The following is a 14,420-nucleotide window of genomic DNA, read 5'->3' as shown; positions in this document are numbered from 1 at the left end:
ATAAAAAAACAGCCCCGGTTTTGTCCGGGGCTGTTCTGTTTTATATTAACCTATATTAATTAAAAGCCTGGGTTATTAGGCAATAATTTTGGATTAACATCTGTTTCCTGTTTTGGTAAAGGGAACAATAATTGTTTTTCGGAATAAGTTGCGTTGAACACGGTTTTGTGTCCCACAAAATTATCCCAGTTACCGGTAACATCGTTATGTATTTTGCGTGTGCGAATCATGTCAAACCACATTTTATTTTCAAAACAAAGCTCAAAATAACGTTGCAGCCATACTTCTTTCTCAAACGCATCTTGTGACAATGCACCTATTGCAGCCAGGCCAGCCCTTGAACGGATCTGGTTCACATACTGAATAGCATTGGCATTTGGTGACCCTTCGGCACGGTTTGATGCTTCGGCATACATCAACATCACATCGGCCAAACGGTAAATGGTGTAGTTCAAATCTGATTTTGCAGTATTGGTAACCGCGTTTACATCAAACCATTTGTAGATGTAGTGATTTTTAAACACAACCGGCGCGTTCGGTGCTTTAATAGAAGGATAGCTGGTGTAAAAGAATTGTTTTTCTGCTACACGTTTATCACCTGCCGGGAATGAAGCAATGAACTGATCTGTTGGCCAAACCGATCCGTACTCGTCTGAGTATTTAGAAATACCCGAAAAGTTAGGAATAGTAAGTGGTGTAAGCGGATTTGCTTGCGGAACAGAAGCGGCGTACTGTACCTGAAAGATAAACTCGCCAAGGTTTTTGTTGGATGGGTTGATCATATCGGTATAGTTAGGGAACAAAGAGTATTTACCGCTTTGTATTACAGCCAGTGAGCGTTTTGCCGATTCGGCATAATATTGCGCCCCACCGTTAATAGCTGCACCTGCATAGGTTAAATAAACATCGGCCAGCAGCGATTGCACCACGCCCATGGTTACTCCCCCGGTTGATGTTGCTACCGGTAAAGTTGATTTCTCGGCGGCTAACAGATCGGGGATGATAATCTCGTCATAGATCTGTTTGGCAGGTACACGCGGCACTTGCAGGTTAAGATCTTTTGGCGGTTCGGTTATTTTAGGAACCGCACCATACATACGCACCAGGAAAAAGTAGTAAAGAGCACGCATGGTACGGGCTTCGGCCACCATGTTGTTTTTTGCTTCGTCGGTTAATCCCGCGGCATTAATAAGCGGGATTCTTTGGATAGCCAGGTTACAGGCACCCACACCCAGGTACATTTGCTGCCACCAGGTATCAAAATAAAACGACGTATTGCTGTAAATAAGGGTCTGGAAGTTTACAAAGCCTGTTTGCCCCAGGTCGCTGTTGGCTTTACCGGTCATAAACTCCATCAGGTTCCAGGTATTACCACCATATGAGCCAGACTGGCCGGCCAATAGGCCTGTTAGATTTTGATAAGATCCGTTAGCAAATGCCCGGGCCACCTTTGCGCTTGAAAGGTCGGCATCTGGCGTTAGAACTGATTTGGGATGCTCTTCCAAAAACTTTTTGCATGAGCACGCAAGTACTAAGCCCGATATGATTAATATGTTTTTTAATATTCTCATTTTAGTAAGTTTTTATATGGTTACTATTATCCTTCATTCCTATTTTTCTTTCTGATTGTATCATACCATACTGTTTTTAAAATCCAACCTGTAAACCAAGGTTCCAGATACGTGGACGAGGGTTTGCAAAAAAGTCGATATTTTGAGTAAACGCAGGGTTTGAACCATAAGAGTTATTAAAGGTGTCAACCTCCGGATCATAACCAGTATACTTGGTTATTACAAACAAGTTTTGCACACTGGTATAAATACGGAAACGGGTTACATGCAATTTTTGCAATGCAGAGGTCGGTAAGTTGTAACCCAGTACAAAGTTTTGGCCACGTATAAATGATCCATCTTCAACCCACCAGGTATCAAAGTGCGAGTCTTGTGCATATTTATAGTTACGCACTTGTGATATCATCGTGTTCTGGTTGTTTGGGGTCCATCCGTTTAAAACTGTTTTTAAACTGTTGGAGATGGTTTGCCTGTCTTCAACTGAGTGTTTAAAGTTAGCAGCCGTATTTACACCTTGTACAAAACGGATATCGAATGAGAAATCCCAGTTTTTGTACTTGATGGTACTGTTGAAGTTACCTGTCCATTTTGGATTTGACCGGCCTATAATACTGTAATAGTTACTACCATCAGCATTATAAATATATTTCCTGTCGCCAGCTTTTAAACCATGTTTGGCTGCTTCTGCAATATCTGCTGCATTATCACCATAGGTACCTACACGGGTCATGCCGTAAAATGAGCCTATTGGTGCACCAACACGTATCACATAGTTTTGTCCAAGGAAGTTAGGGCCAGGGAAAATATCGGCGTTGCCATCGTTCAACTTGGTTACCTTGTTTTGGTTGGCGGCAAAGATGATACCGGTACTCCACTCCAGATCGCTGGTTTTAACGTTAACCGTATTCAGGCTTAGCTCAATACCTGAGTTTTTCATGGAGCCTACGTTTTTGTAAACGTTGGCAGTGGTGAAACCTGCCGACCACGGAATAGGGGCCTGCAATAATACGTCGGTAGTAGTACGTTGATAGTAATCCAAATCTAAGTTAACACGGCCATGAAACAAGCCTAATTCGATACCACCATCAATCTGGCGTGTTTTTTCCCATTTCAGATCCGGGTTACCCAGGTAACTTGGCAGCAATGAAATTACCGCTTGTCCGTTCTGCACGGTTTGGCCTGTACCATACTGGGCCAGTGAGCGGTAGTTACCAATTTCCTGGTTACCGGTGTAGCCAAAGCTTGCTCTTAGTTTTAAGTTAGAAATGGTTTCACTGTTTTTCAGGAAATCCTCCTGTGATACGCGCCATGCGGCACCCAATGACGGGAAGAAAGCGAATTTATGCCCTGCGGCTGGTCTTGATGAACCATCATAACGACCGGTTGCGGTAAACAAATACTTTTCGTCGATATTATAGCTGATACGACCATAGTATGAGTTTAACGAACCGGGATAAAGCGCGCCAGGTGAACTTGGGTTTTCATCAGATCCTGATGCACTTTTAACAGAACCGGCGCCCAGGTTATTAAACTGGAAAAAGTCGTCAATAAAGTTTTGGGTTTCAACGTTTGATCGCTGATATACTGATCTGCTAAAAGATATACCAGCCAATGCGGTAAACCTTTGATGATCATTGATCTTTTTGTTCCAGGTAAGATAATTTTCAGTTTGCCAGAAATAAGTGGTGTTGGAGTTAACGCTGGCAATACCACCCTGATCGGCTGATAAGTGCTGCAGATCTAATGATGAGTAAAAGTTATTTTTTTGCCCGATGAGGTTATACCCGAAATCTGTTTTAAATTCAAGCTCTGAGGATATCTTAGCGGTTGCATAGATATTACCCAATACCTGTAAGGTATTATTAATAGTATACCGCTCATTGGCAGTTTGTATTGGGTTTGGAGCGCCTTCTAAACCAGCAATATCATAGTTGCCGGCCCAGGTTCCGTTTGGATATTTGATAGGTACAATCGGCACTTCCTCGCTTACAGCCCGGGGTACGTTCAAACCACCATTGTTATCTGTTACCAAACGCTGGCGACTAAAAATGCCATTGATACTGCCCCCTATTCTTAACCAATCCTTTACATCGTTATCCATGGTCATTTTAACCGAGTAACGTTTAAAGTTTGATGTGGGGGTTAAGCCATTTTGGTTAAGATAACCCAATGATAAGCTGTAAACAGATTTGTCGCTGCCACCCTGAATATTCAATTGATGGCTTTGTGAAAAAGCGGGCTTATACGTTTCCTTCTCCCAATTGGTATCATATTTCGGGCTGTTGTCCGAATTAAATAGTAATGGGAAATTTTGATACGTTAATGCCTTGGCTGGTGATTGTGTCGCACCGGTTGGATCAAATTTTGACCCGTTTGCAAATGATTGGTTGTAAATTTCTACAAATTCTTTGGAGTTAAGTGTTGGCACATGCCTGTAAAGTTGGCTGATGTTGGTATTGGCTTCGTAACTAATGGTAGCAGGACCTTTGCGGCCACGTTTGGTGGTTACCATGATAACACCATTGGCACCACGTACACCATAGATAGCAGTTGATGAGGCATCTTTTAAAACCTCAATTGATGAAATATCATTAGGGTTGATAGAGTTGGGGTCAACACCTACCACACCATCAACTACGTAAATAGGGTCGACGTTGGAGTTGATGGAACCTATACCCCTGATGCGCACCTTTGCCGCAGCACCCGGCGCATTACTGTTAACGCTTACGTCAACACCGGCAACCTTGCCTTGTAAGGCCTGAGATAAGTTGGGCACAGGTTTATCAAGCAATTGCTCGGCTTTAACAGTAGCTACAGAGCCCGTTAAATCTGATTTTTTTGCCGTACCGTAACCAATTACCACTACCTCATTCAAGGCGCTTGAGGTTTCTTTTAATTGAACATTTATGGTACTCCTGCCGGCTGCGCTTACTTCTTGCGCCGCAAAGCCGGTATAGGTGAATATTAAAACAGCATTGGCATTGGGTAATGTAATGCTATAGTTTCCGTTGGCATCAGAAACGGTACCGCTTGGGGTGCCTTTTATTTTGATGCTTACAGCAGGTAAAGGCGAGTTGTCTTGCGCGCTGGTAACCTTTCCGCTAATTTTAAGCTGTGCCATCGCCTGCAGGGATAGCAGGGTGAACAGGATCGAGTAAATAAGGATTTTCTTCATAACGTTAATTAATAATTTAACAATTGATTCTTCGGAGGAGTGTAGCGCCGTGTGTGAGAATGGCGGCTAACGACTAAGGAGGCTGGTGATAAACGGTAGCCCTGCCCTTAAAAAAGAGCAAAGACATCCCCGCTACCTCTATGGTATTATTTTTTTTCATGAAAAATTGATTTAGTACTGGTTTTCTAAAATTGTATGCTAATAAGTGTTTTATTTATTTTTAATAGCCCATTGTTTTAAAACTGTAATTGCATCAAATAAAACACCGGCTTCGCCCCTGAAATCGCCCGAACCTTTGGGGGCGCCGGTTTGCACATCGTACCATTCATAAAAGCCTTTGTGTGTAATGGCACGGTCAATCATCGGTATTAATTCGTTATACGCATCCTTTGCCTGATTATTGGCCACCAGGGCTGCTATCATTCGCCCGCCAAACCAGGTCCAGTCGCCGGCATTCTGATAATTGTAAGGGTGCATGTTAGGAAATTGCGCGGCAGGGTAAGCCGGATAAACCGTTTTACCAATCGTGGAGTATTTATCAACGGCCGCGGCGGCTAATAGTTGCCTGTTTATTTCTTTGATCTCGGCGGGAGTGTTAAACCCGGCGAGTATAGCGCAGATAGATCCGCCGCTATACAGGATCTCGTTTTCGTTAAAATCTTTGGAGAATGGGCTTCCGTTCAAATAAAGATGGGGAAGGTATTTCTGGGCTTGCGGCATCCACAGGTACTTACGTACATTTTTTTTGATGGTATTGGCTACCAGGGTCCAGTTTTGTTTGGTTTGATATCCCTGCGGTTTTATAGCCATAAAATCATGAATAGCCATTACATACATGGCATTATCATAAATATCAATGGCCCATTTGGTTTTATTGTTGATGGCTACGCCCCAGCCCGTCTCGGGTTGTACATCGCCCCAATCAATAGTAGTGGCCCCGGTTACCAGGCCATATCTGGCAGACCATCTGTCTTTTTGAATATAGACAAAAGCATCTTCCATGCGTTGCAGAACCGTTTTAGCACCTATAACCTCGGCCAATATCGAACGGTCGCCGGTCACATCTATATATTTTTTTACAGCCTGGATAAGGGAGGATTCCTGGTCGGTTTCGACAGTGTTTTTATGTGCTGCCCAGCCTGGCAGTAATTTAGAGTAGCGGTATTGATAACCTACACCAGCCTTTGCACTATCAACCACACCATCAACAATGTTGCCATCGGCACCCTGAATTTTAAAAAACATCAGGAGCATTTCCTTTACTTTTTCTTTGGGGTGTACTTTTAAGGATCCTTTGATGAAGGTGTTAAAATCCCTGATCCATACTTCGTTATAGGAGGTGCCGGCCGAAAAACCAGAAAGCAGTTTTAAACCCCTTGCCTGTATGGTATCCAGACGGCTGTCTGTCAGTATAGAATCGGCCAAAGCAGTGTTGTCTTTTACCTGCGCGGTTACATGCAGATAAAATGGGCACAGGAATATAAACACACCTAGTAAACGTATCTTCATGCAGGGATCGTTAAGGATGTAATATGGTTAAAAGTGTATTTTTAATAGGCAAAATACACTGTGTGAAATTGGTTATATTATATGTACAAACATACGTACATTAAATTCATTTCCAAACTTTTTGTGTTATAAAACGGTTAAATTTTTGGTGTGGAATAATTATAAATCTTAATCGGCGGTTAAAGGTAAAGTATTTGTTACAAAAAATGTCATAAAGATTTAAACTTAATCGATTAAGAGGGTTTGATTTAACTGAGAATAGCAGCAGAATGCTTTTGATATGTACTCTCATAATTTTATATGAAAATACATATTTAATTAGCCTGAAGAATAATTTGCGCCGGAGTTTGCGTTTGTGGGCTGATAATGATGAAAAGGCAGGAGGGGGAAATGGTTTGAAAATGGGAGTAGCCCATGGAAAGCAACTACTAAAATGGGTGACTTCCCCGCTTTTATGCTATTTATTGATTTTCGGTGTATAATCATGGCTCTCTCCTGCCAAAGGAGAAAATAGCACAGATCTCTTTAGAAAACAGGTCAGTATGCTATTTAGATGAGTTAACCAAAGCGGTAGGCAGGCCATCCATACTGATCATATTTTTTTCCTTTTTATATGCCTCCAGGCCATCGGCGCCTTTGTTGGCTGCCCATTTATAAGCCTGGTCCCTTTCGCCTTCGTAGGTATAGTAGGGTACGCTAAACCCGCAGGAGGTTTGTACCTTGTGGATATCGGCCACGATGATTTGCCGTGTTGATAATAGAATATCGAATTTAGTGGCTAATATGCTCCACGCTTCATCACCAGGTAATACGGCGTATCCTTCGCCATATAAACGCAGGATATTGGGTGGGCCGTCAAAGGCGCAAAACATAATGGTGATACGCCCATTCTCCAGGATATGGGCCGATGTTTCGTTACCGCTGCCTATAATATCCATATAGGCTACTTTATTGGCCGATAATACTTTGAAACTATCTATCCCCTTGGGCGAAAGATTTACATGCCCGTTGGCTGCCAGTGGTGCCGAGGCCACAAAAAACATTTTCTGCTTTTCAATGAAAGCTTGGTGCTGTTCCTGTATGCTGTCAAAAAATCTGGCCATAATCTACTCATTTGTGTTAACGTTATCCACCTCTAAAACGGGCGTTTCGCGCCGGCTTGCAATGATGCGCTCCCGGTGCTGCTTTCCCCATTTTTGTAACTCTTCTAACACTGGTCCTAATGTTTGGCTATAAGGGGTAGCTTCATACGTAACGGTAACCGGGGTGGTTGAAAAAATGTTACGCTTTACAAATTCGTTCAACTCCAGCTCTTTGAGCTCTTTTGATAATATTTTAGGGGTGATGCCGCTTAAAGCTCTTTGGATATCATTAAAACGCAGCGGCCCATCAACAAGCGTCACAATAAGCGGCAATTTCCATTTTCCGTTGAGTACATAAAGTGCATCTCTGATTGAGCTTGCGGCGGCCTTGCACTCCGTTGAACTGTGATCTCTTTTTTTTAACTGACCTTCCATAAATAATACTGCTATACTCAAAGATACTACTATCCTTTGGTATAGTAGTATCTTTTTAATAGTAAAGGTAGCTAAGTTTGCTTGAAAAAAGAAAATGAAAGCATTCAAGATCACTTACTGGATAACCACGGCTATAGTAGCCTTAATGATGACCTACTCGGCCTATGCCTATTTAACACTACCCACCATGAACCAGGCTTTTAGCCACCTGGGCTATCCGGGCTATTTCAGGGTAGAGCTGGCCCTGGCTAAACTGGCCGGCGCTGTTTTGCTATTGATTCCTCTAAAATCATTGATTAAAGAGTGGGTTTACGCGGGTTTTACTTTCACCTTTATATCGGCTTTTATAGCCCACAGCGCATCCGGCGATCCGGTAAACTATCGCGTAATGCCGATTATTTTCCTGGCGTTCCTGGCTGTATCCTACATTACCTGGCATAAGGTAAAACAAGCTACGACCAAAAGCCCTGTACTTTAATTTGCCCCGACGGATAACCCTGGTTTTTGAGCAGTTTACGCAGCTGGCCAACCATAGTATTATTGCCAACAAGGTAAAATACCGTGTTTTCCAGGCTGTATTGCTGTTCAAGCACCCATTCCATTAAACTGTGGTGACCAAAAATATCCTTGCGTGCCACCGGCTGTAAGGGCGACCAAAAATATTCATGGAATAACTTGCGGTGATGCTCGTTCCCAATAACCAGTCCGCCCGAAAAGCGGGTGTGCGGCAGTACCATTTTTTGCAGGGCCAGCAAGTGGCCCATGCTGCTTTCATCGCCCAGGGCAACAACTGCCGAAGTGGCAACAGGGGTGTGATAGGTTGAGCCTATTTTAAGATAACTCACCATATCATTTTGTTTGAGTTGCTGCGCCCATCTGCTGCCCGGCCCATTGTGCGCCGCATCTACATAAATAGTGCAGGTATTGGTTTCGGCATCCCAGCCCGATGGGGTATAATCACGGAAGGTGAAGTCGTCAACTCTGAATTTTATATAGGGTATCTCGCTCCATTGTGCTATATCGGCAGATGGCAGGTGCAGGTCAACCTCAATCAAGGTAGATGGTTCCCAGTGCCGCACCTCAAGCACCCTACCGGATTGTAATCTGTTTTCGAACAGTTTCCCGGCTTTTTTTCTGATTTTTTGAAAAGTGGATGTTTCCATGGTAGTTTTTGAATTATACAAAGAAACTGCCTATTTACCCCCAAATCAATGAATAGCTTACGGTAATGATTGGACTATTTACGGTAATGTGTGCGGAATAAAAGTGGTGTGGTACCCTCGGCTTTTTTAAACAATCGTGAAAAGTAGGTATGGTCGGTATAACCCAATGTGTGGGCAATTTCTTTTACGTTCATCTCGCTGTAATACAGCAAACGCTTGGCTTCGAGCAATACCTCCTGCTGGATCCAGTAACTCACCGAAAGGCCGGTTACTTTCTTGAGTGCCTCATTTAAATAAGTTTCTGAAACATTAAGCATGGAGGCATAGGCCGATGGGCTTTTAACCTGCCTGATATTACCAGCCAGTAGCTTTTTAAATTCCTGCGCCAGTTGTACCGGCCTGGACAGGGCAAACTGTGAATTGCAAAAGCCGCTAAAGCAGCAGGCCGCTATACCAACAAAGGATTGTACCAGCGAATGTACCACCTGCAAATAAAACGGACCGAGGTTTTCTTCCCGGTATTTTTCCTGCATCAGGCATAACAGATCAGTACATTGTCTAAATTGCACCTCATCAAGCGTAAAAGGTTGCTGTAGTACCAGCTGGCTTTCAAAAACATTCCTGTAGTCGGGAGCTATTAACAAAGAATCGATGGCGATGAACCAGCCATAACCTATCTCATTGCGGATGCGGTGATGTACCTGCCCCGGTAATATATAATATAAGGAGGATGCGCCGAACCTTAACTCCTGGAAGTCGATCATGAGCGACGCCGTGCCTTGTTCAATAACAAAAAATATATAATGATCATCACGATGCGCGCCCAGGGTATTGGTTTCATCATCCGGTGGCAGATCTCCGGCAACAAAGCGCCTGATCTCAAGGCCCGTTGAGGCCCGTTCCTTTAGCTGATATACCGGAATATCTTTCATTTTTTGTTATCCCGGCCAATATATGGCTATTTGGGTAAAAGAAAGGCTGTTTGAATGTCAAAATTAAAAAGGGGCTGGCGTAGAGACGACTCACCCCGCCTGCGTTGCGCTGGACGACCCTCTCTCCGCCCTACGGCGGAAAGAGGGATGGCCTTTCTCTCCACGCGTCATTGCGAGCGCAGCGTGGCAATCCCCTACTTACAGAGCGGATCTGCCTATCGGGGATTGCCACGTCGTTCCTCCTCGCAATGACGCGCTGATAAAAATATGGTTAACGAACTAAAACAACTCCCACTTTGATACTTAAGCCTATCATTTTGATAGGTTGATTTTGCTCAAAAAGTTTTTTGCAATCCAAATGAACTAAATAAATAGCTGTATTACAGTTGTTTACTCGTATATTTTATTTATTGGCATTTACTTGGTAAAGGGACACTTAAAATACTTAATACTATGGATGTTTTACAAGTTGTTATTTATGTAGTGGTCTTTGCGGCCATCTTCTGGCTCTTTTTCAAATCCGTTAATTACTTCGAAAAAATCTAATCACCATGATCGCATTATTCATTGTGGCAATTGCCGTGTTTGTTTACATGGTGTACGTGCTGCTTAAACCCGAAAAATTTTAATTATTTAAACCATGAACACTGAAATTTCAGGTGTAGTATTTACCTACCTGCTCACGCTCGCGCTGGCCATACCTTTGGGCCGATATATAGCCCGCGTTTTTAAAGGCGAGAAAACCTGGCTCGACTTTCTGGCCCCGCTTGAACGCTTTATTTTCCGTTTCAGCGGCATCGATGCCAAAAAAGAAATGAACTGGAAACAGCATTTATTTGCCCTGCTTACTATCAATAGTGTATGGCTCATATATGCTTTTGTTTGTTTAATGGCACAAGGGCACTTGCCGCTCAATCCGGATGCTAACCCTGGCCAGTCGGCTGATACGGCTTTCAATACCGCCATTAGCTTTTTGGTGAATTGTAACTTACAGCACTACTCGGGCGAAAGCGGCGCCACCTATTTTACACAGCATTTTGTATTCATGTTCCTGCACTTTGTATCGGCTGCTACTGGTATTGCCGCGCTCATTGTAGTATTCAGGGCCATGAAAGATAAAGTGACCGATAAACTGGGTAACTTCTGGGATTATTTTGTAAAAACCGTTACCCGTGTATTACTGCCTATATCATTTGTAATAGCTGTTATTTTAGCCTTCAACGGCATGACCACCAGCTATGCCGGTAAAGATACTTTTATCAGCATGCAGGGCGATACCGTTCACGTATCACGCGGACCGGTTGCGGCCCTGGTAGCTATAAAACACCTGGGTACAAACGGTGGCGGCTGGTTTGGTGCCAACTCTGCCCACCCTATCGAAAACCCTAACTATGTAACCAACACTACCGAACTGGTAGCACAAACACTGATACCTATAGCCCTGGTATTTGCCTTAGGCTTTTATTTAAATAAAAAGAAATTCGCTTACGTGATATTTGGGGTGATGACGATAGGCATGCTCCTGTTCCTGATACCCACCATGAACGCCGAATTGAATGGCAACCCCGCCATCGCTAAAATGGGTGTAAGCCAAACAACCGGTGCTATGGAGGGTAAGGAAGTACGTTTTGGTCCGGCCAACTCGGCTTACTGGAGTGTGATCACTACTATTATATCTACAGGTTCGGTAAATTCCATGCATGATAGCGCTATGCCTATGTCTGGTAACATGATGTTGCTGGGTATGATGGTAAACTGCTTTTACGGCGGCTGCGGCGTGGGTATCCTCAACTTTTACATCTTTATCATCATCGCGGTATTTATATCGGGGCTGATGGTTGGGCGAACACCGGAGTTTTTTGGCCGTAAGATAGAGGCCCGCGAAATGAAGATCGCTTCGCTGATTGCCTTGCTGCACCCCTTTATCATCCTGGTGGGTTTGGCCATTTCATCATACGTAGTGGTAAACATGGCTGGTGCCGATTGGGCCGTTAAGCCATCGAGCTGGTTAAACAACCCTGGTAATCATGGGTTCTCCGAAATGCTGTATGAATATACTTCATCGGCAGCCAACAACGGTTCGGGCTTTGAAGGTTTGGGCGATGGTAACATTTTCTGGAACGTTACTACCGGTATTGTGATGATCCTGGGCAGATTCCTGCCAATTATTGGTCCGCTGGCTATTGCCGGTTTACTGGCCAATAAAAAATACATACCAGAATCGGCCGGTACATTAAAAAGTGATACATCAACCTTTGGGGTAATGATCTTCGCGGTGATCATCATCATTGCTGCCCTGTCATTCTTCCCAGCATTAGCATTAGGTCCAATTGCCGAACACTTTTCATTAAAATAAACACGAGCCTCACCCTGCCCTCTCCAAAGGAGAGGGTTCTTAAAAGTCCTCTCCTTTGGAGAGGGTTTAGGTGAGGCTAAACAAAGAGAAATAATCATATAGAATTCGTCATGAACTCAAATCAAAATACATTATTCCAGGGCGACCAGATGAAAGAGGCTTTTAAGCAGTCATTCATCAAACTAAACCCACGCATCCTGTTCCGCAACCCGGTGATGTTCACTGTAGAGATCGGTACGTTTGTGATGCTCATCGTCAGCATCTACTCTTTTGCCAATAAGGGCCAGGGTAGCTTTGCCTACAACTTTACCGTATTTGTTGTTTTATTGTTAACCGTACTGTTTGCCAACTTTGCCGAAGCCATTGCCGAAGCACGCGGTAAAGCACAAGCCGAAAGTCTACGCAAAACCCGTGAAGAAACACCTGCCCGTTTGCTGGTGAACGGCAAGGAGCAGATGGTAATGTCATCCCAATTAAAAAAAGGCGATGTGTTTATCTGCGAAACAGGTGATAACATCCCTACCGACGGCGAGATTGTTGAAGGTATCGCTACCATTGATGAGTCGGCTATTACCGGCGAATCGGCCCCGGTTATCCGCGAGGCAGGTGGTGATAAATCGTCCGTTACCGGTGGTACCAAAGTACTGTCTGATAAGATCAAGGTGATGGTGACCACTCAGCCCGGCGAAAGCTTCCTGGATAAGATGATAGCCCTGGTTGAAGGTGCATCGCGCCAGAAAACCCCTAATGAAATTGCTTTAACTATTTTACTGTCAGGTTTTACTTTGATCTTCGTGATCGTATGCGTTACCCTGAAACCCTTTGGCGACTATGCTAATACCCCTATAACTATAGCTGCCTTTATCTCCCTGTTCGTTTGTTTGATCCCTACAACTATCGGCGGTCTGTTATCAGCCATCGGTATTGCAGGGATGGACAGGGCTTTACGCGCCAATGTGATCACCAAATCGGGTAAAGCGGTTGAAACTGCCGGTGACCTGGACACTTTGCTGCTGGATAAAACGGGTACCATCACTATAGGTAACCGTAAAGCCACCAACTTTTATCCCGCTACCGGAGTAACCCGCGAAAACTTTATTGCCGCCTGCGTGCTGAGCTCGCTGGCCGATGAAACTCCCGAAGGTAAATCGATAGTGGAACTGGCCCATGAGGATAAAAGCATGCCCAAAGTGGTTGCCCCTAACGGTGCGGTGTTTATTAAATTTACTGCCGAAACCCGTTCAAGCGGCTTGGATACGCCTGATGGTTTACGCATCCGTAAAGGCGCGTTCGATTCTATCCGCAACATAGCCCTGAAGGCCGGTAACCCTTTCCCAACAGAAGTGGAAGATCATGTTAAAAAGATCTCCTCAAACGGTGGTACCCCACTGGTGGTATCGCAAAACGAAAAAATCATGGGTGTTATCGAGCTGCAGGATATCATCAAAACCGGTATTGCCGAACGTTTTGAGCGTCTGCGCAAAATGGGTGTTAAAACCGTAATGGTAACCGGCGACAACCCGCTTACCGCCAAATTTATTGCCGAAAAGGCCGGTGTGGACGATTTTATTGCCGAGGCTAAGCCTGAAGATAAAATGAACTACATTAAAAAAGAACAGCAAGGCGGTAAACTGGTAGCCATGATGGGCGACGGTACCAACGATGCACCAGCCCTGGCACAAGCCGACGTAGGCGTGGCCATGAACAGTGGTACCCAGGCCGCCAAGGAAGCCGGTAACATGGTGGATCTGGATAACGACCCCACCAAACTGATTGAAATTGTGGAGATAGGTAAACAGCTGTTGATGACCCGTGGTACGCTAACCACTTTCAGTATAGCCAATGACGTGGCCAAGTATTTCGCTATTGTACCAGCCTTGTTCATGGTATCTATACCATCATTAAAAGCGCTGAACATCATGGACCTGCATAGCCCGGAATCGGCCATATTATCGGCCGTAATATTTAACGCTATCATTATACCATTGCTGATACCACTGGCCCTGAGAGGTGTGGAATATAAACCGATAGGCGCCAGCGCGCTGTTGCGCCGTAACCTGTTGATATACGGCTTGGGTGGTGTAGTCATTCCATTTATTGGTATTAAACTGATAGACCTGGCGGTAGGCTTGTTCTTATAAATAGAGTGCGGGTGTGGGTGCGAGACATTTATGCATCTCGCTCTGGCACTCACACT

The 14,420-nt window shown here is 44.3% G+C and carries 11 protein-coding genes; 4 read left to right on the top strand and 7 right to left on the bottom strand.

Annotated elements, in window-relative coordinates; all coding sequences use genetic code 11:
• Positions 1-59 precede the first annotated feature (59 nt).
• The 5 genes from FHW89_RS26860 to FHW89_RS26840 form a co-directional block, all read right to left on the bottom strand.
• Positions 60-1,571 (bottom strand): RagB/SusD family nutrient uptake outer membrane protein, encoded by a 1,512-nt coding sequence (locus FHW89_RS26860; RefSeq protein WP_172338131.1) that lies wholly within the window; start codon positions 1,569-1,571, stop codon positions 60-62.
• A gap of 76 nt (positions 1,572-1,647) precedes the next feature.
• Positions 1,648-4,746: a TonB-dependent receptor gene (locus FHW89_RS26855; RefSeq protein WP_172338130.1), complete on the bottom strand. Its 3,099-nt coding sequence runs from the start codon at positions 4,744-4,746 to the stop codon at positions 1,648-1,650.
• Between the two features lie 210 nt (positions 4,747-4,956).
• On the bottom strand, positions 4,957-6,255 hold the full coding sequence (locus tag FHW89_RS26850) for a hypothetical protein (RefSeq protein WP_172338129.1): 1,299 nt from the start codon (positions 6,253-6,255) through the stop codon (positions 4,957-4,959).
• A gap of 545 nt (positions 6,256-6,800) precedes the next feature.
• Positions 6,801-7,358 carry a pyridoxamine 5'-phosphate oxidase family protein gene (locus tag FHW89_RS26845; RefSeq protein ID WP_172338128.1) on the bottom strand — a complete coding sequence of 186 codons (558 nt, stop codon included), beginning with the start codon at positions 7,356-7,358 and terminating at the stop codon, positions 6,801-6,803.
• Positions 7,359-7,361: 3 nt separating this feature from the next.
• Positions 7,362-7,793 (bottom strand): helix-turn-helix domain-containing protein, encoded by a 432-nt coding sequence (locus FHW89_RS26840; RefSeq protein ID WP_253952331.1) that lies wholly within the window; start codon positions 7,791-7,793, stop codon positions 7,362-7,364.
• Positions 7,794-7,866: 73 nt separating this feature from the next.
• Between FHW89_RS26840 and FHW89_RS26835 the strand changes: the two genes are divergently transcribed.
• Positions 7,867-8,250, top strand: a complete 384-nt coding sequence (locus FHW89_RS26835; protein WP_172338127.1) for a DoxX family protein — start codon at positions 7,867-7,869, stop codon at positions 8,248-8,250.
• On the opposite strand, the gene FHW89_RS26830 is transcribed toward FHW89_RS26835, so the two are convergent.
• Both FHW89_RS26830 and FHW89_RS26825 read right to left on the bottom strand, forming a co-directional pair.
• Positions 8,225-8,935: a siderophore-interacting protein gene (locus FHW89_RS26830; RefSeq protein WP_172338126.1), complete on the bottom strand. Its 711-nt coding sequence runs from the start codon at positions 8,933-8,935 to the stop codon at positions 8,225-8,227. The genes FHW89_RS26835 and FHW89_RS26830 overlap by 26 nt on opposite strands.
• 74 nt (positions 8,936-9,009) lie before the next feature.
• Entirely contained in the window at positions 9,010-9,867 is an 858-nt protein-coding gene (locus FHW89_RS26825) for a helix-turn-helix domain-containing protein (protein WP_172338125.1), read from the bottom strand.
• Positions 9,868-10,418: 551 nt separating this feature from the next.
• Here FHW89_RS26825 and kdpF point away from each other — a divergent pair.
• The 3 genes from kdpF to kdpB all read left to right on the top strand — a co-directional run bounded on the left by kdpF (position 10,419) and on the right by kdpB (position 14,364).
• On the top strand, positions 10,419-10,496 hold the full coding sequence (gene kdpF, locus FHW89_RS29225; protein WP_076377293.1) for a K(+)-transporting ATPase subunit F: 78 nt from the start codon (positions 10,419-10,421) through the stop codon (positions 10,494-10,496).
• Positions 10,497-10,507: 11 nt separating this feature from the next.
• Complete coding sequence (kdpA, locus tag FHW89_RS26815) at positions 10,508-12,223, top strand: potassium-transporting ATPase subunit KdpA (RefSeq protein WP_172338124.1); 1,716 nt, start codon at positions 10,508-10,510, stop codon at positions 12,221-12,223.
• 110 nt (positions 12,224-12,333) lie between these two features.
• Positions 12,334-14,364: a potassium-transporting ATPase subunit KdpB gene (gene kdpB / locus FHW89_RS26810; RefSeq protein ID WP_172338123.1), complete on the top strand. Its 2,031-nt coding sequence runs from the start codon at positions 12,334-12,336 to the stop codon at positions 14,362-14,364.
• Positions 14,365-14,420 lie beyond the last annotated feature (56 nt).

The organism is Mucilaginibacter sp. SG564 (assembly GCF_013149275.1).
GTDB lineage: Bacteria > Bacteroidota > Bacteroidia > Sphingobacteriales > Sphingobacteriaceae > Mucilaginibacter.
Note: the sequence above shows the minus strand (reverse complement) of the source record. Positions and strands in the feature narration are given on the sequence as shown.